This window comes from Streptomyces sp. NRRL F-5122 (assembly GCF_001507435.1).
Taxonomy (GTDB): Bacteria; Actinomycetota; Actinomycetes; order Streptomycetales; family Streptomycetaceae; genus Streptomyces; species Streptomyces lannensis.
The window spans coordinates 393,184-418,826 of sequence record NZ_LMWH01000001.1 but is presented as its reverse complement, the minus strand read 5'-3'; the positions used below and the strand labels follow the sequence as shown (position 1 = coordinate 418,826).

At 71.8% G+C, this 25,643-nt stretch carries 21 protein-coding genes; 4 read left to right on the top strand and 17 right to left on the bottom strand.

Translation table 11 applies throughout. The annotated features are described in order from the left end of the window. Nucleotides 1–352: 352 nt before the first annotated feature. The 6 genes from ADL25_RS01905 to cseB all read right to left on the bottom strand — a co-directional run bounded on the left by ADL25_RS01905 (nucleotide 353) and on the right by cseB (nucleotide 10,068). Entirely contained in the window at nucleotides 353–1,099 is a 747-nt protein-coding gene (locus ADL25_RS01905; protein WP_059125786.1) for a BPL-N domain-containing protein, read from the bottom strand. Between the two features lie 57 nt (nucleotides 1,100–1,156). Next, complete coding sequence (locus ADL25_RS01900) at nucleotides 1,157–5,314, bottom strand: Pls/PosA family non-ribosomal peptide synthetase (protein WP_059125785.1); 4,158 nt, start codon at nucleotides 5,312–5,314, stop codon at nucleotides 1,157–1,159. A 443-nt stretch (nucleotides 5,315–5,757) separates the two neighbouring features. Then, entirely contained in the window at nucleotides 5,758–6,744 is a 987-nt protein-coding gene (locus tag ADL25_RS01895) for an endonuclease/exonuclease/phosphatase family protein (RefSeq protein ID WP_234380283.1), read from the bottom strand. 7 nt (nucleotides 6,745–6,751) lie between these two features. Next, the gene (locus ADL25_RS01890; RefSeq protein ID WP_059125784.1) at nucleotides 6,752–7,840 is read right to left on the bottom strand and encodes a D-alanyl-D-alanine carboxypeptidase family protein; all 1,089 of its coding nucleotides are present in this window, start codon (nucleotides 7,838–7,840) and stop codon (nucleotides 6,752–6,754) included. A 208-nt stretch (nucleotides 7,841–8,048) separates the two neighbouring features. Then, complete coding sequence (locus ADL25_RS01885) at nucleotides 8,049–9,302, bottom strand: sensor histidine kinase (protein WP_059125783.1); 1,254 nt, start codon at nucleotides 9,300–9,302, stop codon at nucleotides 8,049–8,051. Nucleotide 9,303: 1 nt separating this feature from the next. Beyond that, the gene (gene cseB, locus ADL25_RS01880) at nucleotides 9,304–10,068 is read right to left on the bottom strand and encodes a two-component system response regulator CseB (protein ID WP_059125782.1); all 765 of its coding nucleotides are present in this window, start codon (nucleotides 10,066–10,068) and stop codon (nucleotides 9,304–9,306) included. Between the two features lie 201 nt (nucleotides 10,069–10,269). On the opposite strand from cseB, the gene ADL25_RS01875 reads away from it, so the two are divergent. Next, a complete protein-coding gene (locus tag ADL25_RS01875; RefSeq protein ID WP_059125781.1) occupies nucleotides 10,270–10,758 on the top strand; it encodes a GNAT family N-acetyltransferase in 489 nt (162 codons plus the stop codon). Nucleotides 10,759–10,781: 23 nt separating this feature from the next. On the opposite strand, the gene ADL25_RS51485 is transcribed toward ADL25_RS01875, so the two are convergent. Further along, on the bottom strand, nucleotides 10,782–10,916 hold the full coding sequence (locus tag ADL25_RS51485; RefSeq protein WP_107116480.1) for a hypothetical protein: 135 nt from the start codon (nucleotides 10,914–10,916) through the stop codon (nucleotides 10,782–10,784). 166 nt (nucleotides 10,917–11,082) lie between these two features. On the opposite strand from ADL25_RS51485, the gene ADL25_RS01870 reads away from it, so the two are divergent. After that, nucleotides 11,083–11,724 (top strand): class I SAM-dependent methyltransferase, encoded by a 642-nt coding sequence (locus tag ADL25_RS01870; protein ID WP_059125780.1) that lies wholly within the window; start codon nucleotides 11,083–11,085, stop codon nucleotides 11,722–11,724. A gap of 10 nt (nucleotides 11,725–11,734) precedes the next feature. Here the strand turns inward: ADL25_RS01870 and ADL25_RS01865 are convergent, their stop codons facing one another. Both ADL25_RS01865 and ADL25_RS01860 read right to left on the bottom strand, forming a co-directional pair. Then, nucleotides 11,735–12,235: a DUF402 domain-containing protein gene (locus ADL25_RS01865; protein ID WP_059125779.1), complete on the bottom strand. Its 501-nt coding sequence runs from the start codon at nucleotides 12,233–12,235 to the stop codon at nucleotides 11,735–11,737. Further along, nucleotides 12,216–13,142: a GNAT family N-acetyltransferase gene (locus ADL25_RS01860; protein ID WP_059125778.1), complete on the bottom strand. Its 927-nt coding sequence runs from the start codon at nucleotides 13,140–13,142 to the stop codon at nucleotides 12,216–12,218. The genes ADL25_RS01865 and ADL25_RS01860 overlap by 20 nt, the downstream gene beginning before the upstream one ends. Nucleotides 13,143–13,211: 69 nt before the next feature. On the opposite strand from ADL25_RS01860, the gene ADL25_RS01855 reads away from it, so the two are divergent. Next, nucleotides 13,212–13,580, top strand: coding sequence for a GntR family transcriptional regulator (locus tag ADL25_RS01855; RefSeq protein ID WP_059125777.1), 369 nt, complete (start codon nucleotides 13,212–13,214; stop codon nucleotides 13,578–13,580). An 89-nt stretch (nucleotides 13,581–13,669) separates the two neighbouring features. Here ADL25_RS01855 and ADL25_RS01850 read toward each other — a convergent pair whose 3' ends face one another. Together ADL25_RS01850 and ADL25_RS01845 are read right to left on the bottom strand one after the other, a co-directional pair. Further along, nucleotides 13,670–14,461, bottom strand: a complete 792-nt coding sequence (locus tag ADL25_RS01850) for a DUF72 domain-containing protein (RefSeq protein ID WP_059125776.1) — start codon at nucleotides 14,459–14,461, stop codon at nucleotides 13,670–13,672. A 41-nt stretch (nucleotides 14,462–14,502) separates the two neighbouring features. After that, complete coding sequence (locus tag ADL25_RS01845) at nucleotides 14,503–15,597, bottom strand: DUF5925 domain-containing protein (protein ID WP_059125775.1); 1,095 nt, start codon at nucleotides 15,595–15,597, stop codon at nucleotides 14,503–14,505. A gap of 167 nt (nucleotides 15,598–15,764) precedes the next feature. Here ADL25_RS01845 and ADL25_RS01840 point away from each other — a divergent pair, with 167 nt between their 5' ends. Further along, nucleotides 15,765–17,186, top strand: coding sequence for a GH39 family glycosyl hydrolase (locus ADL25_RS01840; protein ID WP_059125868.1), 1,422 nt, complete (start codon nucleotides 15,765–15,767; stop codon nucleotides 17,184–17,186). A 29-nt stretch (nucleotides 17,187–17,215) separates the two neighbouring features. On the opposite strand, the gene ADL25_RS01835 is transcribed toward ADL25_RS01840, so the two are convergent. The 6 genes from ADL25_RS01835 to ADL25_RS01810 all read right to left on the bottom strand — a co-directional run bounded on the left by ADL25_RS01835 (nucleotide 17,216) and on the right by ADL25_RS01810 (nucleotide 25,474). Continuing rightward, entirely contained in the window at nucleotides 17,216–20,983 is a 3,768-nt protein-coding gene (locus tag ADL25_RS01835; RefSeq protein WP_059125774.1) for a lipopolysaccharide biosynthesis protein, read from the bottom strand. Further along, nucleotides 20,976–21,776 (bottom strand): polysaccharide deacetylase family protein, encoded by an 801-nt coding sequence (locus tag ADL25_RS01830; protein WP_181923016.1) that lies wholly within the window; start codon nucleotides 21,774–21,776, stop codon nucleotides 20,976–20,978. The genes ADL25_RS01835 and ADL25_RS01830 overlap by 8 nt, the downstream gene beginning before the upstream one ends. Further along, a complete protein-coding gene (locus ADL25_RS01825) occupies nucleotides 21,773–22,768 on the bottom strand; it encodes a glycosyltransferase family 2 protein (RefSeq protein WP_059125773.1) in 996 nt (331 codons plus the stop codon). The genes ADL25_RS01830 and ADL25_RS01825 overlap by 4 nt, the downstream gene beginning before the upstream one ends. Next, the gene (locus tag ADL25_RS01820; protein ID WP_059125772.1) at nucleotides 22,765–23,583 is read right to left on the bottom strand and encodes a glycosyltransferase family 2 protein; all 819 of its coding nucleotides are present in this window, start codon (nucleotides 23,581–23,583) and stop codon (nucleotides 22,765–22,767) included. The genes ADL25_RS01825 and ADL25_RS01820 overlap by 4 nt, the downstream gene beginning before the upstream one ends. Nucleotides 23,584–23,952: 369 nt before the next feature. After that, nucleotides 23,953–25,047: a GNAT family N-acetyltransferase gene (locus tag ADL25_RS01815; protein WP_059125771.1), complete on the bottom strand. Its 1,095-nt coding sequence runs from the start codon at nucleotides 25,045–25,047 to the stop codon at nucleotides 23,953–23,955. 4 nt (nucleotides 25,048–25,051) lie between these two features. After that, entirely contained in the window at nucleotides 25,052–25,474 is a 423-nt protein-coding gene (locus ADL25_RS01810) for a hypothetical protein (RefSeq protein WP_059125770.1), read from the bottom strand. Nucleotides 25,475–25,643: the final 169 nt, after the last annotated feature.

Here is a 25,643-nt window from a genome sequence, read left to right as displayed (position 1 = left end):
CTGAGTGCCACCACCGGACGTCCGTAGCCGTCCCCAGCCGCTGCGGCCGTCGCCGGGGCCTGTCCGACCTGAGCCGCCGGACAGGCCCCGGAGCCTCACCCACGCCGGCCGCCGCCTCCGCGACGGAGCGGCACGGGCGGAGACTCCTGGAATCCATCCCGTGGGGGCTGCGCTCAGCAAGCTAGCCCCGGGAAACCGAGAAATCGCCTGCTGGGGGCGGGCGGACGAGATCCTTATGGCGCCGTTAAGGCAGGGCTAACGGAGCGATCAGGAAACGAAGTCAGGACGGGCTTCCTCATCTGCGACCGCGCCCACCGCGGCACGGAGGAGCAGGCAGCCGAGCGGGCTCTGGTCACTTCAGCACTTCCCCCACCAGGTCCAGCCCCAGGTCGTGGGTGCAGTGGACGGAGAGGCCCTCGTCGAGGAACCAGTCGTCGGTGGCTTCCGGGTGCGGGCCCACGACGCCGACGCGACCGTTGCCGAAAGGGGTGACCAGGGCGGCGACGGTGCCGTTCGGATAGGTGGCGAGGACGGTGACGTCGGCGTCGCGGTCGAGGACGAAGTGCGGGCCGTCCTGGAAGTAGAGGGTGCGGGGGATGCCGCGCCACGCGGTTTCCACCAGGGTGTCGCGGTCGTGATGGACGGTGGCGCCGGGCGTGGCGATGTACTGGTCGGTGTCGCCGGGAAGGAGGGCGAAGCCGGGGGTGGCGCCGGCCAGGTAGCCGCCCAGGCAGAAACCCAGATAACGCCCGCCGCCGTGGACGTAGTCACGGATTTCGTCGGCGTGCTTCTTCAGACGGCGGTACGCGGCGGAGAGGGTGCCGCCGCCGGGCTGGGCGTAGACGCGGGCGTGGGCCAGGGCCGCGGCGGAGAGCGGGATCTCCTCGTGCGGTCCGGTGTAGCGGACGTCGAGGTCCCAGGGGCCGGAGGCGAGCAGTGCGGCGACCGCCTCGGAGCAGCCGGCGGGGCGGGCGGCCGGACCCCGGTACACGAGGGCCAGCGGGCGTCCGCCGGGGAGGGGGAGCGAGGGCTGCGTCGGGGAGCGCCGCGCGCCGAGGGCCCGGCGGAGGGAGTCGAGGAAGTCGGAAGCAGGTGGCATGGATTCCCACCGCCAGGGTCGGGGGTTGTCACCGGGATTGGCCGGTGCGGTGAGGGGTCAGCGGGGGTGAGGGCGGTCGGCGCGACGGAGGGCCCGGCCCTGGGCGGGGACGCCGCGCCAAGCCGTGCCGGGGGTGAGACGCTCGCCCTTCATGACCAAGGAGAGGGCGTCGAGCCAGACGCCTTCGCCGACGACCCCGTCGTACAGCACGACCGTGCGGCTGCCGACGGTGGCGCCCGCCTGGACGGTGACCTTCGACATCTTCATGACCCGGTCCTCGAACAGGTGCGTCTGCAGGCTCACGCCTGGGCCGATCGCCGCCTCGTCGCCGACCTCGACCAGGTCGAACTCGGTGAGAAAGGTGGTGCTGATCCACGTGCGCCGGCCGATCCGCGCGCCGAACAGACGCAGCGCGGGCGGCAGGAACGGGGTGCCGGTGAGGGTGGCGAGACCGGCGGGGACGGCGGCCGCCTCGTAGAGACCGGTGACGAACTCGGTGCGGCGGACGAACCAGCTCCACAGGGGCGCGACGTGTGGCTCGTAGGTTCCGATGACGAGCCGTTTGAGCAGGGCGCAGTAGGCGATGACGGTCAGGCCCGCGGCCATGAGGAGGAGAGGGGCCAGCAGGACGCAGAGGGCCGGGCCGGCGTGGGCGACGCCGGCGAGGGCGAGGAGGAAGAGGAAGGCGGTCACGCCCAGAAGGGACGCGGGCATGGTGACGCGGAGGAACTCGATGGCCAGGCGGCGGCGGACCGCCTTCGGCGTGGGCCGGAACGTCAGCTCCTCGGGGAAGTTGCCGCTGCTCTGGCGCTGCGGGAGGCGGATCGCGGGCGAGCCCAGCCAGGAGGTGCCGGCGGGCACCCCGTCCTGCGGCGGGACGGTGCCGACGCCGATCAGGGAGTCCGGCCCCGTCCGCGTCCCGGCGGGCAGATACGCGGCGTTGCCGACGAACGCGTGGCGGCCGATCTCGGTGGGCCGGCAGTCGACCCGGCCGCCGGCGAAGGCGGCGCCGCCGACCCCCGCCATGTCCGCGACGAAGCTGCCCTCGCCGAGCGCGAGCAGGTCCGGGTCGAGATGGGAGGCGGTGGAGACCTCGGCACCGGGGCCGATGCGCGCGCCCAGCAGCCGTAGCCAGGGGACGGTGTAGAGGGTGGCATAAAGGGAGTTGGTGACGGCGAGGCTGGCTTCCAGCAGCTTGTCGGAGAACCACTTGCGGACGCCCAGGACCGAGCGGACCGGATGAGTGCCGACCGGGGAGCGGCGCAGCACCAGCCGCTTGGCGAGGGCGATCGCGGCGCAGGCGGTGACGACATAGAGCGGGCCCGCCAGGATGAGGGCGGCCAGGACCGCGGGCGGGGTGCCCCAGTCGAGCCAGGTGAACCAGATCAGTGCCGCGCTCGGCAGCACGACGGCCAGCCTGAGGGTTTCGAGGAGGGCGACGCCGAGTTGCGCCGCCGCGACATACCGGGGCCGTCGGCGCTCGGCCGTCCCGCCGGCCCGCAGCATGTCCTCGATACGCGGGTCCAGCGCCTTCAACGGGACCGGCGGCGATCCGGCCCAACGGGCCCCGGGCGGCACCACTTCGCCCTCGCCGAGCACCGACTGCTCGCCGAGCCCGGAACCGGCCTCCACCCGGGCGCCCGGCTCCAGCACGGTGTGCGCGCCCACGTAGGCGCGGGAGCCGATGCTGATCGGGGCGACGGTCACCCAGCCGTCCGCCACCCGCCAGGCGTTCAGCATCGCCCCGTAGCCGACCGAGGCGTCCGCGCCGACCTGGAGCAGGGACGGCAACGGGATGGCGCCGGTGGCGATGGTCGTCCGCGGGCCGATCCGGGCGCCCAGCAGTCGCAGATAGCAGCCCACCAGAGGGGAGCCGCTCAGGGCGGGCAACGGGCTGACTCTCAGCAGCAGAGCGAGGGCCCAGAGGCGGAGGTAGGTCGCGCCCCACAGGGGGTAGCGCCCCGACCGGATGCCTGCGGAGAGGGGACGGGCGAGGACGGCGGGCAGCAGCCAGCGGACGCCGAAGTAACTGACGAGTGCGGCGAGTAGGGGCTGCACGGGGACCGGCGTCTGTTCGGTGGCCTGGCCCGCCTGCCGGCCCAGGACGTCGGCGAGCGGGAGGACGGTGAGGGAGAGCAGGAGGTAGATCACGCCGGCCTGGACCAGACCGGCGGCGGCGATCCGGCCCCTCCCGTGCCGAAGGGGGCGGGGGCGGGCCAGGGGGGTCGAGGGCGAGCCGTCGGCAGCGGAGGCCGGGCCCTCACCGCGCGTCCCGGAGGTGGCGTCCGGCGTGTCCAGGTGTGCGGCGAGCAGGCCCACGGTCGGGTTGGCGTAGAGGTCGCGCAGGGTGGGGCCGACATCGGCCCCGATGCCCCGGCCGCGGAGCAGCGACACGGCCTGGGCGGCGAGCAGTGAGTGCCCGCCGAGATCGGCGAAGAAGTCCGCCTCGGTGGACAGCGTGTCGGGGCCGATGCCGAAGACCTCCGCCCAGACGTCCCGCACCCGGGTCTCCAACTCGCCCCGCGGAGCCTCTACATGCCCCAGGCTGACCAGCCTTCGGCCGGTCGGGGCGGGCAGCCGCTTCCGGTCCACCTTGCCGCTCGGCGAGGCGGGCAGCCGGGGCAGAATGTCGAGGAAGTGCGGGACCATATAGGCAGGGAGCCGATGCCGCAGGTGCTGGTGCAGGCGGGCGATCAGGTCATCCTCGTTCCCCGTCCCGGCCCGCGCCGTGCCGGTCCGCCGCGCTGTGCCGTGCGGCACCGGGACCACGTACGCGGAAAGCTCCCGGCGGTTCTCCGCTCCGTTCCGTTCCGGTATCGCGACGAGCGCGGTGGCAGCCTCGGCCACGCCGGGGTCTTCGAGCAGCACGTTGTCGATCTCGCCGAGATCGACCCGGTATCCCCGGACCTTGACCTCGTCGTCGGCCCGCCCCAGGTACTCGATCTCGCCGTCCGCCGTGAGCCGGCCGAGGTCGCCGGTGCGGTAGAGCCGACTGCCCCGGGGCGCCAGCGGGTGCTCGATGAAGCGTTCCGCGGTCAGTTCCGGGCGCCCCACATAGCCCCGGGCGACACCGGGACCGCCGACACAGATCTCGCCGACCGCCCCCGCCGGCGATGACCGGCGATGGTCGTCCAGCAGCACCACCGTGTAGGTGGGCAGCGGTTTGCCGATCGTGACCGGTCGCCCCGGCCGGAGTTCGGTGACGGTCGCGGTGACGGTCGTCTCCGTCGGCCCGTACGTGTTGAGGATCCGGCGCCCCGGCCGGCTCCACCGTTCGACGAGCTGAGCCGGGCAGGCCTCGCCGCCGACCAGGACAGTACGGATTCCGGGCAGGTCCCTGGGGATCGTCGCCAGCAGCGTGGGCACGCAGTACAGCACCGTGATCCCGGACTCCTCCAGTGCGTCGGCCAGTTCGGCGCCGAACAGCCCGGTTCCGGAGCCGACCGGCCCTGCGACGAGGGTGGCGCCGACCGTCCAGGTGGGCCAGATCTCCTCGATGGAGAAGTCGAACGCGATGATCATGCCCTGGTGGACCCGGTCCTCCGGCCGTACGTCGTAGATGTCCGGGACGACGTCGAGGAAGTTGCAGATGCTGGAGTGGGCGATGGCCACGCCCTTGGGACGGCCGGTGGAGCCCGAGGTGTACATGATGTAGGCGAGGGGGTCGTCGTCGGCCGTGCGGGCGGTGGCGTCGTCGGCCCGCAGGCCCGCCGTTTCCCACCGGGCACCTGACGCCGCACCCCGGATGTCCGGGGTGTCCGGCCGCGTGGCCGGTACGGAGGCCAACGCGGCCGCGCACCGGTCGAGTTCCACCAGCCGCGTCCGCTCCCCGAGGTCCGGCTTCACGCGGTCCGACACCCCTGCCGACAGCGCGGACACCGTCAGCACCGCGTCCACCTGCGCGTCCGCCGTGATGAAGGCGACCCGGTCGGGGGGTGCCGCCGGGTCGACCGGTACGAACGCGGCCCCCGCCTTGCCGACCGCCAGCAGCGCTGCGTACATGTCCACCGATCGCGGCAGCAGGATCGCGACCCGGGATCCACGGCCGATGCCCAGACCATGGAGAAGGTGCGATAGCCGATTGGCGCGGGCGTCCAGTTCGGCGTAGGTCAGGACGTGCTCCCCGCACTCCAGTGCCGTTGCCGAGGGCACCCGATCACAGCTGGCTTCGAAGAGTCGGTGCAGGCGCGCCGCGCCCCTGTTGGTCGTGGCCATGACTCCATCGCATCGCCGAACACCGGTGATCGCATTTCCGGTTCGCAGCACCCCGCTGACCTGCCGGTTTCCGCGGAGGCGCGGGCTGCGCCTCGCACAGGCCCGGGGCGGGTGGAGTGCCGTGCTTCTGCGCCGCCATCGCCGTACAGGTGAGACCTCCTTCCACCGCTGCCGCTCCACGACGCCCGCGGCCCCGGCCGACCCGGTGGCCATGGCCTCGTCCGCCACCGGTCCACCGACCCGGCGCCCGACACCGGGCGGATCCCGCTCACCCGGCCCGAACTGCCTGTCCTGCTCCGGGCCACGTCCCCGTCCGCACCTTCCGCGATCTGCCGAACGTCCCGCACCGGTCGTGCCGGTGACGCCCGCACAGGCACCGTACGGCCGCCCGTCACCGCGGCTGGAGCAAGAGCACCGCCACCACCGGGGACCCGTTCCGGCCCCTACAGCCGCACGGACGCCGCCACCGGCAGATGGTCGCTGCCGGTGGCCGGGAGGGTCCAGGCGGAGCGCGGTTCCACGCCGCGCACGAGGATGTGGTCGATCCGCGCCACCGGAAACGACGCCGGCCAGCTCAGACCGAAGCCGGCCCCCGACTCCTCCTGCGCCGAGCGCAGTCGGGAGGTGACCGCGGACAGGGCCCGGTCGTCCGTGGTGCCGTTGAAGTCGCCCATGAGCACGGTGCGGGGCAGCGGTTCGGCGCGCAGGGCGGCGGCGAGACGGCGCGCGGCGGCGTCACGCGCGTCCGTGCCGAAGCCCGATGCGGCGGAGAACCGGACGGACAGCAGATGGGCGACGTAGACGGCGACCGGTCCCTCGGGCGTGCGAACCGTCGCACGCAGAGCGCGCGGCCAGGGGGCGATGTCGACGGTCCGGGCATCGGCGAGCGGGTAGCGGCTCCACAGGCCGACGGTGCCGTGTACCGAGTGGTACGGGTAGTCGGCGGCCAGCGCCGTGCGGTACGCGGCGGTGGCATCGCCCAGCTCTTCCAGGGCCACCACGTCGGCGCCGGAGGCGGCCAGGACACGAGCGGTGTGCGCCGGGTGTGGGTTGTGCTCGTTGACGTTGTGCGTCACCACCGTCAGGTCCGCTCCGGCCGCCCGCTTGTCGAGGAGTGTGCCGCCGAACAGTGAGGACCAGACGACGGCGGGCAGCAGTGCGGCCACCGCGGCGGTCGCGGAGCGCCGGACCGCCGCGCACAGCAGCAGAAGCGGCACGGCGAGACCGGTCCAGGGCAGGAACGTCTCGATGAGGCTGCCGAGGTGGCCGACCCGGTCGGGGACACGGGAATGGCCGAGCATCACCAGCACGGACAACGGTGCCAGGGCCGCGGCGATCCGACCTCGCCGCCAGACGCCGGGGTACGGACCCGGCCGTCGCGGGCGGTCGGGCGCGGGCGGCGCCGGCTCAGTTCCGAGGAAGGTGGCCACGGCGATGTCACCGCCTTCCGGGCCGGGGACCGGCGGTGGGCGCGGACTCGTTACCGGACATCCACCGCCGTACGCCCTCGATCAGTGAACTGCTCGCGTCGAGCGCGGCGTTCAGGCCCTCCTGCGGGCTGGTGCCGGCACGTTGGTGCAGGACGACACCGAGGGCGAGACGGTCCCGGCCGCGGCGGTCGGGTGCGGTGGCCGCCCACATCAGCGCGCCCCCCGCGGGGGTGCTGGAGCCGGTCTTGAGCCCGATCACGCCGGACGTGCCGAGCAGCGTGTTGGTGTTGAGGATCGTGCCGGGCACACCGGGGACGGTGGTGCTGGGCAGCGCGACGACGGATCTGAAGACCTTGTCGCGCATGACCTGCCGGGCCAGCTTCAGCTGGTCGGCGGAGGTGCTTGTGGTCGTGGGCTCGATACCGCTCGCCCCGGTGTAGGTGGTCCGGTCCATGCCGAGGTCGTGGGCGGCCCGGTTCATCTTCGCCACGAACGCCTGCTGCGAGCCCGCGTCCCAACGGGCCAGCAGCCGGGCGATGTTGTTGCCGGAGGGGATCAGCATCAGTTCCAGCAGCTGCCGTTCGCCCAGCCGCCGCCCCTGCACGACCGGCACGCTGGACTCCACACCGGAGACGGACTCGTTCGCCGCCGACTCGTCGACGGTGATCCGGGGGCCGGGTTCGCCGTCGCGCAGCGGATGGTCGCGCAGGATCACGTACGCGGTCATCACCTTCGCGATACTGGCGATCGGGACCGGTGTCTGCGCGCCGTGCGTACCGAGGTCGCCACGGTCACCCAGCCCTTCGACCAGCACACTCGCCTGCCCCTCGTGCGGCCAGGGCAGCGGTGCCACGGCGGGCCGCCCCGTCCGTCCGCCCGCCCGGCCGGTCCCCGGCGGACCGCCCCCGTCGCCTTCCGGGGTGACGACGGCGGCGGCGAGCGCGGCCAGGGTGACCAGGGCGGTGGCGCCTGTCGTCAGCAGGGCCGTCCGGCGGGGCAGATGACGTGACCGGCCGGGCACGGGCCACGGACCGGGGGACCCCGGCGGTGATGTACGGTCCGTGTCGCGCTCGCACGACTCGGGGGCTGTGCGCATACGGGGGCACCTCCAAGGGGCATGTGCGCGGCGTTCACGCACGTCGACCACCTTGTGCGGGGCGGATGTCCGCACGGCCGAGACCGTGCCTCGGCCCCCGCTCGGCCGTTCATCCGTCGTGTATCAGCGCCGGCCCGCCCGGGCCGTTCCGTGTGCCGTGCCCCGGGGCACGGCGGCCCCGCGGTGCCGTGCGGCGCCGCGCGAGGCGTCAGCCGGCCTTCGGCAGCCGGAGGGTGACGACGGCCCCGCCGCCAGGCGCGTCGGCGAAGGACAGCGATGCCCCGATGACCTGGGCCTGGCCGAGCGCGATGGTCAGCCCGAGACCGTGGCCCCGGCCGCGTTCCGACGCCCCGGTGCGGAACCGCTGGGGGCCCTCGGCGAGCAGTTCGCGGGGAAAACCCGGGCCGTGGTCGCGCACGGTCACACAGGTCCCCGCCACTTCGACCTCGACGGGTCCACGGCCGTGCCGGTGGGCGTTGACGACCAGGTTGGCGACGATCCGGTCGAGCCGGCGCGGGTCGGTCTCGGCGGACAGGGCACCGGTCGTGGTGAGTCGTGTCCCCAGCCCGGTGCGGGCCAGTGACTCGCCGACCGCCTCGGCCAGCGGAACCGGCCTGAGTTCGGCCCGCTCGGCACCCGCGTCGAGCCGCGAGATCTCCAGCAGGTCCTCCACCAGTGTCCGCAGTACCCGCACCCGGTCACGCACCAGATCGGTGGCCTCCCCCTCGGGGAGCAGCCCACTGGCGGTGACCAGGCCCATCAGCGGGGTACGCAGTTCGTGGGCGACGTCGGCGGTGAAACGCTGCTCGCTGCGCAGCCGTCCGAGCAGGCTGTCGGCCATCGAATCGACGGTGGCCGAGATCTCGGTGATCTCGTCGCCGCCGCGGCCGGCCGCGGTCCTCGCGGCCAGGTCACCGGCCGCGATCCGGCGTGCGGTCCGTGCCACCTGCCGCAGCCTGCGGTTGGGCAGTTCCGCGGCGAGCGCCGACAGCGGCACGACGACGGCCAGCGCCACCAGGGAGTACTTCCACATGTGCCGGTCCAGGGCGCGCCGGGTGAGCAGGTCCGTCGTCATGTCGACCTGCACCGCCACGGGGCTGCCGCGGTATGTCCGCGCCGCCCACATCGAGGGATGGTCCCCGGGGCCGTCGCCGTCGTACCAGGTGGCGTATCCGCCGCTCGGCCCCTGCCGGTCGCGGAGCCGACGCAGCAGTTCGTCGGGCATGGCACCGGGCGACATCCGCAGCCAGTCGGGCGCGACCCCGTCCCGCTCGTAGTCCTGCAGGGCCCTGGACAACTGCGTGACGGCCTTGGACTCGCCGTCGTTCATCGACCGGTCGAGGGTGCTGCGATGGACCAGCACCCCGACCGTCAGCGCGATGGCGCAGCAGGCCACGGCGACGAGCAGGGCGATCCGCCAGCGCAGCGAACGCCAGTTGAGCAGGTCGCGCAGGGTGTCCACGTCAGCGCCGCAACTTGTAGCCGAACCCGCGCACGGTCTGGATCCGCTCGGCTCCGATCTTCTTCCGCAGCCGCTGCACGCACAGGTCGACCACGCGGCTGTCGCCGTCCCAGCCGTAGTCCCACACGTTGCGCAGCAGCATCTGCCGGTCCAGCACGATGCCAGGGTTCGCGGCGAACTCGAGCAGCAGCCGCAGTTCGGTGGGGGCCAGCGCGACCGGCCGGCCCGCCACGAAGACCTCGAGCCCCGCCGTGTTGATGGTCAGATCACCGAAGACGAGCGTGGCCTGTCCGCCGGGGTGACCGCCTTCGCCCGGCCGGCCCGCTCCGTCGGCCACGTCGGCCGGGGTCCGGGACGCGGCGGGGGCGAAGGCCGCCCGCCGCAGCAGTGAGCGGATCCGGGCCACCAGCACCGCGGTGTCGACGGGTTTGACGACGTAGTCGTCGGCACCCGCCTCCAGACCGGAGACCACGTCCAGAGCGTCGCCGCGTGCGGACATCATCAGTACCGGGTCCGTGCTGGTCTCCCTGACCCTGCGGCACAGCCCGATCCCGTCGAGCCCGGGCAGCATGACGTCGAGCAGCAGCAGGTCGTGTCGGCCCTCCCGGAACAGTTCGAGTCCGCTCAGGCCGTCACCCGCGGACGTGACACGGTAGCCGTAGCGTTCCAGCGCCATCGTGACCGATCTGCGGATCACCTCGTCGTCCTCGACGAGCAGGATCGTCACGGGTGCCGGGGTACTGCCCCCAGCCACTGGAACCGACATCTCTCCCCATCGGACGTAGGTGCTGGATCTCCATCATGCGACGGGGATCGCGTCCTGCCCGAATTCTGCCGTCACCGCACCCCCGCCAGGCATCCGGCGCAGCTCAGCCGGGCATCAGCTGTGTATCGGCCCGCCTCGTACGGGCCGCGCGGCCGGCCACGCGGTGCCGGGTGCGCTGCCCGGGCGGGTAGCGTGCGTCCCATGGCAGAGGGCATCGCGGACGACAGGGCGGGCGAGGGGGTCAGGCGGGCGGTCGCCGCCGATGTGCCGGCGGTGCGCGCCCTGACGGATGCGGCGTACCGCCCCTACATCGCGCGCATCGGGGTGGTGCCGCAGCCCATGGAGGCGGACCACGCGGCGGACGTGGCCGCAGGGCGGGTGTTCGTGACGGGGGAGCCCGTGGCGGGTCTCGTGGTCGTGGAGGCGCGCGGGGACCGTCTGTTCCTGGACAGCCTCGCCGTGCACCCCGACGCACAGGGGCAGGGAGTGGGACGGCGGCTGCTCGCCTTCGTCGACGCGCACGCGCGTGCGCTCGGACGGAACGAGATCAGGCTGTACACGAACGCGATGATGTGGGAGAACCGGAGGATCTACCCGAAGTACGGATACGAGGTCGTGGAGCGCCGCGCCGACGGGCCGTACGACCGGGTGCACTATCGCAAGCGGCTGGACTCGGACCGTCCTGCCTGACGTGCCGGAGGCGAGGGGCGGCCTCAGCCGTCCGGCCACCAGATGCGCGCGATGTCCTTGCGCATCTCGGGGCGCTCGACGGGGCGCTCTTCGGTTTCCTCGCGCAGTCGGCGGGAGTCGGTCCTCTTCAGGGGCTTGTGCAGGGTCACTCGGCGCATGACTGCCTCCTTGTGCCTATTTTTTTCGGGTTCCTCGTTTGTCCTGAGGTAGACCCTTTGGGCGAGGGTTCCTCATCGATCGCGGTCTGTCTGTGGCGGCTGTCACCATGTCGCTGTCAGTGGTGGCTGTCACCCTGGCCTCATGACCAGGTACATGACCAGGAACATGGCCAAGAACGGGAACTCCGAAACCTCGGCGGGCGGGGGCGTGGACTGGGACGCCGCGGCCGCCACCTTCGACGAGGAGCCGGACCACGGTCTGCGCGATCCCGCGGTGCGCGAGGCCTGGGCCGCCCGGCTGGGGGAGTGGCTGCCGTCGCAGCCCGCGGATGTGCTGGATCTGGGCTGCGGCACGGGCAGCCTGTCACTCCTCGCCGCCGAGCGTGGGCACCGCGTCACCGGCGTGGACATGTCACCGGCGATGGTGACGAAGGCCCGCGCCAAGCTCGCCGGCCGTGACGCCGTGTTCCACGTCGGTGACGCCGCGGCCCCGCCGGTCGGCGAACAACTCTTCGACGTGATCCTCGTCCGGCATGTGCTGTGGGCCCTGCCCGATCCGGGCCGGGTCCTGCGGCACTGGCGGGGACTGCTGCGGCCGGGGCGCGTCCGCGGCGCGGAGGGGGGACGACTGGTGCTGGTCGAGGGCGTGTGGGGCGCCACGACCCCGGTCGGCATCCCCGCCGACCGCCTCAACGGACTCCTCGCGCCCCTCGGTCTCGACGTACGGGTCGAGCGGTTGTCGGACGACGCCCGGCTGTGGGGCAAGGAGGTCGACGACGAGCGGTATGCGGCGGTGGCGGTGTCCTGACCGGCCGGGCTCAGGCCAGCAAGCTCTCGAAATCGCCCCCACGGGCGAGGAGTTCGAGGTCGGCCAGGGCCCGTACGGCGGCCGCGGCCGCCTGCGGGTCCGTCACCGCGAGCCCGCTCGCCGCGAACTCGTCCTCGTCCAGGCGGACCACGGTCCGGCCGTCGGCGGAGCGCCACAGGTCCAGATCGAGGTCGTCGACGGTCACTTCGCCGGCCGAGACGGTGGCCGGTCGGGTGATGTCGCAGTACCAGCCCTTCAGCCTGCCCTGTCCGTCACGGACCTCCTTCACCGCGTACCAGCGGTCGCGCCAGTAGTACTCCGTGAGGACGTCTCCGGGTTCGAACCGTACGAATCCGAAGTCGCGGACGCCGGCGGCCGCCCAGGGCGCGCGCACGGCGATCCTGGTCCCGTCGTCGTGGAGCAGTTCGGCGGGGTAACGGATCTTCGTGCGGCCCGCCTTGACCAGGACGACCTCCACCGAGCCCGTTGTGTCAGCCGAGTTCGCGGACATACTGCACCTCCGTCGCGCAGACCTCGTAGCCGAACCACTTGTTGATCGCGAGCATCGGTTCGTTGCCGGCGTCGTTGCCCGTGAACGCCTCCCTCAGCCCGGCCTCGCGGGCACGGTGCAGTGAGTGGTTCTTGGCGAGCTTGGCGAGGCCGCGGCCCCGGAAGGCGCGAAGGGTGCCCGTCATGACGGTGCCGTAGCGGGTGCCGTCGGTGCGGGCCGCGGTGAAGGCGACCGGGCGGCCGCCCACGACCGTCACCGACGTCAGTTCCCGGGACAGGAGGGGATGGTTCCAGGTCTCCTCGAGCCAGGCCTCGTAGTCGGTGAACTCGCGTTCCACCTCACTCGGTTCGTCCGCGACCGTCTCCGCGTCCAGCGCGAACAGGGGGCGCGGGTCGTCGGCGAAGTCCGTGCCGGTGACGAGCTCCACGCCCGGCGGAGGGGTCCGCAGCGGGGGCAGTGCGCCGTGCGCCAGGTCGAGACGGAGGAAGTGGGCGGAGCGGCCCGCGCGGCAACCGCGCCTCTCGGCGAAGCCGCGGGGTGCGGGCGCGTCCGACACCCAGGTGTACAGCCGGGTCGCGCCCAGGGCCCGCAGCCGCTCCTCGGCGGTGGCCGCCAGCAGTGAGCCCGCGCCGCGGCCCTGCCGGTCCGGGTCGACGTAGACGTTGACGTAGGCGTGTCCGGGTTCCGGGCTGTCGTACACCAGGCCGACCTGGGCCGTCCCGACGGGCTCGCCGTCCTCCTCCGCGAGGAGGGGCCGGTAGTGGGCGTCCGGGTGCGTGTGCCGCAGGTCGTAGGCGAGGGACGCGCCGGTGGAGATCATGTACGGCAGCGTGCGGCGGCGGATGCGGGCGAAGGCGTCGGTGTCCTCGGGTGCGTCGGGACGGACGTCGCGCACGGTCACGGTCATGGCTCGCACGCTACGCGGAGGTTGTGGTCGGGTGCCTCCGAATTCCCGCCGCTGGGGGACAATCGGCCTGTGACCTTGAAGATCCACATCATGGAGGGGGGCGCCCCGTACGAGCAGGTGCGCGCCCAGATCGCCGAACAGGCCCGGTCCGGTTCGCTGCCGGTGGGATACCGCCTGCCCACCGTGCGCGGGCTGGCCGAGTCCCTCGGTCTGGCGCCGAACACGGTGGCCAAGGCCTACCGGGCGCTGGAGACGGACGGGGTGATCGAGACCCGCGGCCGCAACGGGACGTTCGTGGCCGCCGCGGGTTCGGCCGCGGAGCGTGAGGCGGCGGGCGCCGCCGCCGGGTACGCGGAGCGTGTGCACCGCCTCGGCCTCACGGAGGCCGAGGCGCTGGTCGCGGTGCGGGAGGCGCTGCGGGCGGCGTTTGCGAAGTAGGCGGAGACGCCGCGGTGGGTGATGACGGCCGTGAAGGCCGTCGCGGTGCGCCGGGTCCCGCGACGCCGGCGTGATCCGGACGGCCGGCTCTATCGCCGTGCCGTGTCCCTGGCCGCCGCCGGGAGGTGCTGGGGTGTGCGTGTCACCTTCAGGCCGGCCGCCGTCGCCGCGCGGGCGAAGGTCATCGCGTCCAGGACCGCCGCTGCGTGCGGATCGTTGTTGAAGTAGGCGTAGACGTCCCGTCCGTCCGGCCAGACGGCGTCGATGCGCTGGACCCAGGAGGTCAGGGACCGGCGGCCGTAGTGCGGCCACGGCCGGGCGCGACCGGCGTGGAAGCGGACGTAGCCCCAGTCGGTGGTGCGCCACAGCGGGGTGACCGGGCGGGAGAGTACGTCGGCCCAGCACAGCGCCGCCCCCCGGGCCTCGAGCACCGCGCGGACCTCCGGCGTCCACCACGAGTCGTGGCGCGGCTCGACCGCGATACGGGTGCCGGAGGGGAAGCAGGCGAGGCAGTCGTCGAGCAGGGCCGGGTCGGCACGCAGGGTGGGCGGGAGTTGGAGCAGCACGGGGCCGAGCCGGTCGCCGAGGCCCGCCGCATGGCTCATCAGGCGGTGCACCGGTTCCTGCGGGTCCCGCAGCCGTTTGATGTGCGTCAGATAGCGGCTCGCCTTCACCGCGACAACGAAGTCACGCGGAACCCGTTCGCGCCAGTCCTCGAAGGTCTCCTCGGACGGCAGCCGGTAGAACGCGTTGTTGATCTCGACCGTGGCGAATCGGGTCGCGTACTCCTCCAGCCACAACCGCACAGGCACGCCGGACGGGTACAGGACGTCGCGCCAGTCCTTGTACTGCCATCCCGACGTGCCGACGAACACGGTCATACGACCATCAAAGCACTGTCGACGGTCTTTTCACCGTTCCGCTACAGGTACAGCCCCGAATCCGTTCCCGCCCGCTGATCCGGAACCGATGTGGGGGACGTGCCCCGCCGCAGCGCGTACAGCTCCGCCAGCGTCGCGCCTTCGCGGCCCACACCCTCCTCCCCGCCGAGCCAGCTCACCGCCTCGGGGCGGGTCAGACGGCCCACCTCGATCCGGGCGAGACAGCGGCCGGGTCGGACGACGGCCGGGTGGAGCCGCTCCAGGTCCTCGTTCGTGGTGACACCCACCAGAACGTTCCTGCCCTGCCCCAGCAGCCCGTCGGTGAGATTCAGCAGCCGCGACAGCGCCTGGCCCGCGGTGTGCTTCGCCTCCCCGCGGATCAGTTCGTCGCAGTCCTCCAGCAGGAGCAGACGCCAGCGCCCCTTGCCCGCCCCGTCCTCCTCGCCGATGGCGATGTCCATGAGGTACCCGATGTCGGAGAACAGGCGTTCGGGGTCGAGGACGCAGTCCACCTGGCACCAGTCCCGCCATGAGCGGGCCAGTGTGCGCAGGGCGGACGTCTTTCCCGTGCCCGGCGGGCCGTGGAGCAGCAGCAGACGGCCCGCGATGTCCTCCGGTGTCGTCTTCATCAGGCGGTCCATCGCGTCCGCCACCGGCGCCGTGTAGTTGGGGCGGACCTCCTCCCACGTGCCGGCCGCGATCTGCCGTGTCGTGCGGTGCGGGCCGCGCCTCGGCGACACGTACCAAAAGCCCATGGTGACGTTCTCCGGCTGGGGTTCCGGCTCGTCCGCCGCGCCGTCCGTGGCCTGGGTGAGCACCTTTTCGGCGAGTTCGGCGCTGGTCGCGGTCACGGTGACGTCCGCGCCGCGGTTCCACCGGGAGACCAGCAGGGTCCAGCCGTCGCCCTCCGCGAGGGTCGCGCTGCGGTCGTCGTCACGGGCGATGCGCAGCACCCGGGCGCCCGGAGGCAGCAGCGTGGCCCCGGAGCGTACGCGGTCGATGTTCGATGCGTGCGAGTACGGCTGCTCGCCCGTCGCGAAGCGGCCGAGGAACAGCGCGTCGACGACGTCGGACGGCGAGTCGCTGTCGTCGACGTTGAGCCGGATCGGCAGAGCGTCGTGTGGGTTCGCGGACATGTCGCCATGATCTGTCACGCAGGCGTCCCGTGCACCCGCTTTCCGAGGTGTGCCGGGTGTGTCGGCAGTGCCCGGTGCTTCCGGTCCGCCCCCCTACGTCCTGTTACAGGGCTGTCGCACGACGAAATCTGTTCCTGGGTCGAACCCCGCCGTTAGTGTGGCCCATGATGGGACGTCATGAGTGGGATACGGGGGCATGGCGGTGGCGGCTCACCGCGCTGCTCGGCGTGGGGGTGGCCGCTCTGGCCCTGGTGGTGACGCTGATCAACACACTGCCGGGGAACGGTGGGAGCACCAGCGGTACGTCGCCGGACGGCGACAAGGTGCATGGCACGCCGGCCAAGGTGCCGAAGGAGGCGAAGCCGGACGTCGGCTGGGGTTTCACGCATACGCAGTACAGCGCGGACGAGGGCAGCGGCAGCGCCACCGCGCGCGTCGAGGACCTGCTCTCCGGCACCCGGCTGCCGGAGAACCAGCACATCATGGGCTGGGGCGCGGACAATCCCGAGCCGGTCGAGGGACATTACGACTTCGGGGCGATGGACCGCCGTATCGACTTCGCCCGCAAGGCGGGCGGCACCCCGGTCGTCACCCTGTGCTGCGCCCCGGACTGGATGAAGGGCGGCAAGGCGGGCGCGGACAGCACCGACTGGAGCCAGACCGCCCTGGAGACCGCGCCGACGCCCGATCACTACAAGGACTTCGCCGCGCTCGCGGCGACCGTCGCCAGGCGCTATCCGGACGTGCGCCACTTCGTCGTCTGGAACGAGTTCAAGGGCTTCTGGAACAACTCCGAGGCCCGCTGGGACTACGAGGGCTACACCCGGCTGTACAACCTGGTCTACAAGGCGCTCAAACAGGTCGACCCGAAGATCATGGTGGGCGGGCCGTACCTGGTCATGGACAGCGTCGACCCGCGGCAGAAGGAGAACGCCTCCCCGGACCTGCGTGGTCCCTGGGGCGCTATGGACCAGCGTGTTCTCGACGCCTTCGACTACTGGAACAAGAACAAGACGGGCGCCGACTTCGTCGTGGTGGACGGCTCCAGCTACACCAAGGACGACGACCTGCTGCCCGACGAGTTCGCCGCCACCGACAAGCTCACCGCCGTCGGCGCCTGGGTGCGGCGGCAGACCCACGACCTGCCGTTGTGGTGGGCGGAGTACTACGTCGAACCCGCCGACGGCAACGACGACCGCAAGGGCTGGACGGAGGGCCACCGTGTCGCCGTGCAGGCCGCCGGGATGATCGCCATGGTCAAGGGCGGGGCCTCCTCGGGCTTCTACTGGAACCCGGAGAAGGAGAAGGGCACCGACTGCGCGGGCTGCCTGTGGACACCGACCGACACCGCGAACGGCGGCCGGGCGCTGCCCATGTACGGCCTGGTCTCCCGCTTCGGCGAGGAGTTCCCGCCGGGCACGAGGTACCGGACGGTGCCGGTCGCCAAGGACGACGTCCCGAACGTGCGCGTCCTCGCCACCGACAGGGTCGTCCTCGTGGTCAACACCCTCGACCGGGCGATCAGCGCCCAGGTGGACGGCAAGCGGTTCGACATGAAGGCGTACGAGGTGAAGTGGCTCGAGCGATGAGCCGCTTCACCTCGTACGCCGGGTGACGCTCAGCCCTTCCCCATGGTCAGGAACCGCTGCACCAGCGAGGCCAGCAGCACGGCCAGCAGCGGGAGAGAGAACCAGAAGCCCGACTGCAGCCAGCGCAGTTTGCGCACGCTCGGCCGGACCGCGACGCGTACGATCTCGCGGGCCGTGAGCATCAGGACCAGGGCGACGGCCGCGAGTCCTCCGACCACCGACCACGGCGTCCAGGTCACCCGCGGTCCGATCGGACCCGGAGCCGGTTTCGCGACGCCGCCCGCCGGCTGCTCGCGCAGCGCGTACATGGTCACGTCGTCGTTGACCAGGACCTTCGTCAGTTCCTGGCGGTCGTCCAGGCTCTTGACGAGCCGGGACTCCCATGTCGCCGAGTAGCCCACGTCCATCCGCAGATAGGTCACCTGGCTCACGTTGATCATGAGATAGGAGTTCGGACCCGCGTCCTTGAGCGACTTGACCAGACCCGACACCAGCACCGGATCCGTGGGAGCGAGCGTCGGCACGTACTGCACCTTCTCCATGTCCCTGGCGCCCCACGGCATCGCCGGCGTGACGTTGTCGACCGTGTCGTTGCTCAGCCACAGCAGCCGTACCGTCGGGTCGTCGTGGGCGTACACGTAGTCCATGGCCGCGACCTCGCCGGGGCGGATCCGCTCGAAGGGTTCGTTGCCCCATCGGGCCACCAGGAAGCCGCCCATCAGCAGCAGCCCGGCCACGAGCGCCGCGAGCGGTGCGAGGCTCATCCGGTCCTTGTCCCGTTCCTCGGCCGTCACGCCGGTGCGCGGGAAGAGCGCGAGCCCGGCGAGCAGGGCCGCACCCGGCAGGGCGAACATGAAGACGCGCAGCGCCATTTCGCCGCCGTACGACTGCATGCCGAAGCCCAGGAACGGCACGAAGGTCAATACGAGCAGCGACCGCTCGCGGTACTTGTTCTCGCGGCGCCGCCACCAGCCCCAGCAGGCGAACGCCATCACGGCGCCCGCGAGCGCCACCCTCGTGTAGAGGACCAGCTTGTGCGTCGAGTCGCCGCCCTGGATACGCCCGGAGACCGATGTCGACACATTGCTGCCGACGCCGCCGACCCCGCCGAAGAGCTCGTTGAAGTGCCCGGACCAGTAGGGCTCGGCCATGAAGCCGACCCAGAAGGCCACCAGCACCGCGAACAGGATGGGCAGCCCGCGCAGTTCGGAGCGGCCGATCAGGACGAGCGCCGCGAGCACGCCCAGCATTACGAACGGGGTGAGCTGGTGGGCCGGGACGCTTGCCGCGTACAGGCCGATCAGCACCATCAGCAACACGGCCCGCTGCCCGCGCCCGGCCGGCTCGACCTCGGCCTCGCCGGGGCGTGCCTTGGTCCAGATCACGCGCGGCGCGCGGAACCACACCAGCAGGACGGCCACGAAGGCCAGGTAGAGCAGATAGGTGAAGCCCTGCGGTGAGAAGTAGTCCTGGCCGACCCAGCCGCTGAGCACGAAGATCCACAGGCCGGTCCACTTGGCGCGCCAGCTCGCCCGCAGGGAGCGCAGCAGCAGGAACATCGGTGCCAGATACAGGAGCTGGATGGCCAGGGGCCACCAGCGGATGACCTCCGTCAGATCGGTGACCCCGCACGCCTTCGCGACGAACGCGGCCACCGCGAAGAAGCCCGGCCAGCTCCAGCGGGCGTCCAGGTCGGGCACGGCCGACCCAGTCCGGTCGATGTAGTCGAGGAACCCCAGGTGCTGCCAGGCCGTCGCGAACCGGGGTTCGGTCTCGATCACGGCGGGCAGGGCGTGCAGCGACACGACCGTGGCTAGGAGTGTGACCAGGAGCAGGACCTTGGACTCGCGGCCGCGCCACAGCAGCGCGGCGAACACCACGACCAGCAGTGCGGCCCCGACCAGGGTCGGCAGCGGCAGGACCGAGATGAGTCCCAGGCCGCCCATCCGCTCCAGGGAGCCGTCGTCGAGGCCCAGAACCGGGACCCAGTAGAGCAGCAGCGCCGAGACCAGCAGACAGCCGAGGAGCACACCGCCGAGCGGTCCGAGGGCATTCGGACGCTCCTCGGGGGGCGGCTCCGAGGTGGCGGGGCGCGACCGCTCGGCGGAACCGCCCGATGCCAAGTCCCGGGCCCTGGACAGGGCTCCGTCCTCCGCGGCCGGGTTCCGTTCCTCCACCGGCAGACCCACCGGACCCTCCGCGCCCGGCGGCCCGAGCGGCCGTGTCGGGCGGTCGCCCTCGACGGACACCACGGGCGTCCCGGTGGGTGGGGTGCCGGGACCCGGGCGTACGTCGGGCCGGCGCTCCACATGGTCGAAGTCGACGTGTATGCCGAGCGCGAGCGTGTCGGCGTCGAGCTTCTTCGCCCAGGACGGACCGCCCTTCGACGCGGGGACCTCGCGCGCCCCCAGGTCGGCGAGGTCCCCGTCCGGTGCCGCTTCCTCCGGCACGGCGTCCGCCGGGGCGGTACGCACGATCTTGAACAGCTTGGGTGCGGCGATCGCCACGATCACCGCGAGGCTGGAGATCTCCGCGACACCCGCGCCGGTCAGCCCCATCCGGGGGAGCAGCAGCACGGTGAGCCCGAGCACCAGGACACACAACAGGCCCTGGAGATAGGCGAGTCCGGAGGTACGGCTCTGGGCGCGCAGCACCGCGAAGTACGTCTCCATGACGACCCGCAGCGCCGCCCCGACCGCGAACCAGCGCAGCAGCGGGGTCGCCGCGTGGGCGTAGCCCTCGCCGAAGACGTGCAGGATGAAGGGAGCGCCGAGGAACAGCAGCGCGCACACCGGCAGCATGATCCGGGCCATGCGCTTGAGCGCGGCCCGGGTGTTGGCGGCGAGGCGCGCCGGATCGTGCGAGCCCTCGACGGTGAGCGAGGCCCCCATGTTGATGGCGAGCAGATTGGTCGTGCCGCCGATCGTGGTGGTGATGTAGAAGTACGCGTTGTCCGCGGCGCTGACCTGCGAGGCCACGATCACCGGTACGAGGTAGACCACGGCGAGGGAGAACAGCGAACCGGTGTAGTCGCCCGCCAGGAAGCGCCCGATCTCCTTCACCGAGGGCGGGGCGGCCTGGTCCTGCGTCGCCTTGACGTGCCGGGGCACCAGGCGCCGGAACACCAGCCAGCCGAGCGGCAGCACGGACGTGGCGATGGCCGCGACCCAGGAGACGAAGACACCCATCATGGGGATCGCGGCGGCCAGCCCGATCAGCAGCACCAGCTTCACCGCGGAGAACACGGTGTTGCCCACCGGGACCCACAGCGCGCTGCGCAGCCCGGTCAGCACACCGTCCTGGAGGGTGAGCAGGTTCCAGGCGATGACGGCCACCACGAAGACGAGCGCCGGAGCGGGCCCGTGCAGGAAGCGGTACGAGGGGCCCCACACGTGCAGCGTCAGCAGGAAGACGCCGGCGGCGAGTGCCACGACGACGCAACTGCCCGCGTAGGTGCGGAAGATCAGGCGGCCGGTGGCCCGGCCCGAGATCGGGATGAAGCGGGCCAGGGCGCCGGTCAGGGTCACCGCGGTGAGGCCGGCGAGGAGCTTCATCGCGGCGATCGCGGCGGAACCCTGACCGACCGCGGCGTCCGAGTAGTAGCGGGCGGCGACCAGCCAATAGCCAAGGCCCAGCACCGCGGAGATACCGGTGTTGAGCATCAGCGCATAGGCGTTGCGGAACAGCTGGCTGCCGCCGCCCGCGCCGCTCCTGGGCAGGCGAAGGCGGCGCCCGGACTGCTCGGGCGCCGCGGTCGAGGTCTGTTGGGCCTGGGCTGTGGTGGTCGTGTCAGACACGGGAACCGATGGCCTTCCGGCGAACCTGTCGTGCTCTTCGGACCACGGCGTATCCCTTGGTGAGGGCGCGGTCCCTGGCGAAATTGCGAGCGATCGCACGGCCCTGGACGAGCCGCTCGAACTCCTCCGCGCCCGTGCTGCGGCGCACGGTGACACGTTGCAGCGCGTACGGCCCCTGACCCGGGCGGGCGAGACCGTTGCCGACGGCGAGCGACTGGCGGTACCCCGTCTCGCGCACGGTACGGCGCACCCGGCGACTGGAGTAGCCGTACGGGTAGGCGAACGAGACCGGGGCGGCGCCCAGTTCGCCGGTGACGATCTCCTTGCAGCGCAGGAGTTCGAAGCGCAGGGTGTCGTCGTCCAGTTGGTCCAGCTGCGGATGGGTGTGGCTGTGCCCGCCGATCTCGACCCCGCCGCCGGCGAGGTCGCGCACCTGGTCCCAGTCGAGCATGGTGTCGAGGCCGCCCCCGGTGTCGTGGGCGCCCCGGAGCCAGCCGGTCGAGACGAACAGGGTGGAGACGAAGCCGTGCTTGGCGAGCACGGGCAGGGCGTGGCGGTGCACGCCTTCGTATCCGTCGTCGAAGGTGATGAGGACGGGCCTCTCGGGCAGCGGGTCCCCCTGCCGCCAGCAGCGGGCCAGCTCGGCGGTGGTGACGGGTGTGCGTCCCAGGTCCGCCAGCTGTGCCATCTGCTCGGTGAAGGCCTCGGGCGCCACCGACAGGGCACGGGTCGCCTCGTTGGGCGCCGTCGCCACCGAGTGGTACATGAGGATCGGCACGGCCTGTCCGCTCATGCGATGTCCCCCTCGCCGTCCGGTATCCGCACCACGGAGAAGGTGGCGCCGCCCCTGCGCGCCCGGACGCTCCCGAGGACGTACCCACCGGCGGCCGTGAGTACCCCCGCGACGATGGCGCCGGCCCGGCCCGCGCCGCCGGGGCGGGCCAGCAGAGCGTCACGCAGTCCGCGGGCGACACCGGCGGGCAGTACCCGGGTGGTGTAGCGGCGCTCCGACTCCAGTCCCTTGTCGGAGCCGACGCTCCGGGCCACCAGGGCCTTGGAGAGGCCTTCGGCGTAGGTACGGGTGCGGAAGTACGCGAAGTGCTCGCGTGGCGCCGGTACCCGGTGGTGGATCACCGCACGGTCGTCGATCAGCAGGATCGCATCCGGTCTGGCCCGGCTGAGCCGGATGCACAGCTCCGTCTCCTCGCAGCCGAGCGGGCGCTTGTCGCCGTCGCGTCCGATGCCCGTGGCGAAGCCGCCCGCCGCCGCGAACGCCGTGCGGCGGAAGGAGGCGTTGCCCCCGAGGACGTTGCGCACCCGCGCCCGGCCTGGCGGCAGCCCCTTGTAGGTGCAGCCCACCACCCAGTCGAACTCCTCCGGGAACCACGCCGGGCGGCGGCCCGAGGCCCAGATCGGCATCGTACGGCCGCCGACGGCCATGACCCGCGGGTCCGCGTAGCCCTCGGTGAAGTGCCTCAGCCAGTCCCGCTCGGCCACGGCGTCGTCGTCGAGGAACGCGATGACCTCCCCGTGGGAGGCGGCGATCCCGGTGTTGCGTCCCGCGGACAGGCCGCGGGGGCCCGCGTTGGCGAGCACGCGGACCTCCTCGACCTCCTTGTACTCCCCGCTCAGCCGTTCGAGCAGGGTCTGGTTGTGGTCCACGACCAGCAGCGTCTCGCGCGCCGGCCGGGACTGCGCCCGCACCGAGGAGACCGCCGCGAGGATGTCCTCCCAGCGGTCCTCGGTGTAGACGCAGATCACCACGGAGATGTCCGGAGCGCTCAAGACAGCTCTCCCTGACCCGAGTTGAGCGCCACCGCGCGAGGGCGGCTGCGCAGCGCACGCCGGTTGGAGCGTTCCTGGAGGATGACCTTCAGCACCCGCAGACCGTCACGCACCGCGCGCAGGTTGCTCGCACCGTGGATGCGGAGGTACTCGTGGCTCGGGATCTCCTGCACCTTGAGCCCGGCCTTGACGACCCGGATGTTCATCAGGGTCTCCACCTCGAATCCCGTGCAGTCCAGCTCGATCTTGTCGAGGCAGTGCCGCCAGAACGCGTTGTACCCGTAGCAGAGGTCGGTGTAGCGGGCGCCGAACTTGGCGTTGACGATCGCGCACAGCACCCGGTTGCCCAGTTTGCGGATCGGCGTCATGTCGGAGGTGCCGCCGCCGTTCGCGAACCGCGAGCCCTTCGCGAAGTCGGCGCCGGACACCAGCGCGGAGACATAGCTGACGATCTCCTGACCGTCCGCGGAGCCATCGGCGTCGACCATCACGATGATGTCGCCCGTGCAGGCCTCGAAGCCGGTGATCAGGGCATCCCCCTTGCCCTTGCCCTGCTGGCCGACGACCTTCACACCCGGCCACAGATCGCGCGCGACCTGGACGGTGTCGTCGGTGGAATTGCCGTCCACAAGGACCACTTCGTGAATCCACTCGGGAAGTGTCTTGAAGACGTACGGGAGGTTCTCCGCCTCGTTCATGGCGGGAATCACCACGCTCACCGGTGGCGCGATGGCCAGGTGAGAGGAGATGGGTCGGTACCTGCCCTGATGTAACGGACCTTGATCCGAAATTGCAGAGCGCAGAACAGAACTCATGGGTCTGGTCCCTCTCGTCCGGTGGACCGTCCGCCCCTGGACGGTCCGGCATTGTGTCCGGTTCGAAAGGGGGGTACTCACCTACGGCATGCCGATATGGATCTCCGTGCATGTCGGGTGAGCTGGCAAAGCTGGCCGTCTGCCGGGAAAACGGCAGCCGACCGCGCGGCACGACTCGAACGACTGTGGTCGCCGAGCACGGCACCCCCCTACCGCGCCCCGCGCCGGAACCATCGCGGTACCTGAGCCCTCCCCTGGAGCCGCGTGATGATGGACCGATGCGGGTTGATGTATGACGGTATTGACGATTGCGACTTTATGGCAAGACCTGGGACGTGTCCCTGGTTTTGACCGGTAAATGGGCGAAAATCAACCCCTCGAACGGATTTTCCCCATCCGTTTGAGGACGCGGTCGGCCGGCTCGAAGAACTCCGGCCGAGACAGCACCGCATTGCGCAGTGCCCGGACCGGGGCGCGGCGCGCCCTGTGCCCGAACGCAACGGGGTGACGTCGTGTCACCCACCCCTCGGACACGTAGAGATCGCGTGTCTTCAGGGAGTCCTTGTATTCCTTGCGGCCCCGGCCGAGATCCAGATGGGCGATGCCGTCGGCGGCGGCCGCCTCGGCCATCCGCAGATGCAGCACCAGGCCGGGCGAGTACTTGGCGAACTCCGGGTCGTAGGCCGGGAACCAGCAGGCCAGCACTCGATCGGTGCGCAGTCCGAAGTGGGCGGCGATCGGCCGTTCGCCCGCGTAGAGGACCGACAGGATGCCCGTGAACGCTTCCGCGCGGGTGTGGAAGAGCTGCTGCACCAGCTGGGTGATCCAGTCGTGCGCGAAACGGTCGCTGCGCCCGGTCCTGCGGTACTGCGCCGACTTCCAGCCCATCAGCGTCCGAAGGGCGGCCGGATCGCGCTCGTCGTGGACGTAACGCAGCTCGCCGGCGTCCCGCCCGAGCTTGCGCTCCTTGGCCAGTGTGGTGCGGGTGAACTTCGGTGACCGGTCGCGCAGTCGGCTCAGATACGCCTCGTATCCCTGGTCGACGTCCATGACCGGGGAGGCGAAGGTGCCGGAGACTCCCGCCTCGAACGGCGTCTGGCCCTCGACCAGATGGTCGAACTCCCAGAGGGCGAGCCCGCAGGCCCGCAGGAGCTCCCGCGCGTCGCAGACGAATCCCGGCCGGTGCACCATGCCCTGGCAGTCCGAGACCCCGAGGCCGACGGCACGGCCGACGCCGGCGGCCGTTCTCTGGAACGGGAGGAACGCGGCCGGTTCGGCGTCCTCGCGGACGACCGCGATACGCACGCCGCGTCTCGTCCGGCCCACGGCGAGCGCGAACTCGGGTGACAGGAAGGGGTTCGTTAGTCCGGGTGAGCCGTTGAGATGGGCTTTGGACTGCAGGGCCGTCCAGGCCGCCCGGTCGGCCGCCCTGAGCTCGCCCGGGCGGTACACGCTGATGTCCACGTCTTCAGGCCCGTCTTCTCGCCGTGTGGCGGCGCTGCCGCCGTACCAGAACCAGCAGGAGAACGACGGCGCTGACCACGGCCACCGCGATGATGCCGCCGGTCACCGACCACCGGTGCACCGCCAGCATGCCCTGGGCGATCAGCAGATCGATCGCGATCGCTCCTGCCACGGACACCACCGTGCGGGGGAAGGGTTCCAGTCCCCGTAGGGCGGCGCCGACGGCCGATGCCGGCGCGGCGAGCAGGAAGAACAGTGTGAACGGGCCGCGCAGCGGCGAGTCCGCGCCGCTGAGCGCGAGGATCGCCCCGACCCCGGCGACGACGACTGCCGCGCCGGCGAGCAGGGGGGACAGGCTCCTCCCCGGATCCTGTCCCGACCTCCCGTCCCTGTCTGATGACGGTGGCTTGATGCGTAAGGTCTGCATTGGCGACTTTGCCCCCCGAAGCGCCGGATGCCGGGCTTCAATGTCGCGCAGCCGTGAGGGGGCCGTCAAGACGCGGAGGCGGCACCCACAGGTTATTGGCGCGGTTCAAACATGTGTTGCCCGGAAATGCAGGGCTCCGGTCAAACCGGAGTTCGAGCCTCGTGCGGGG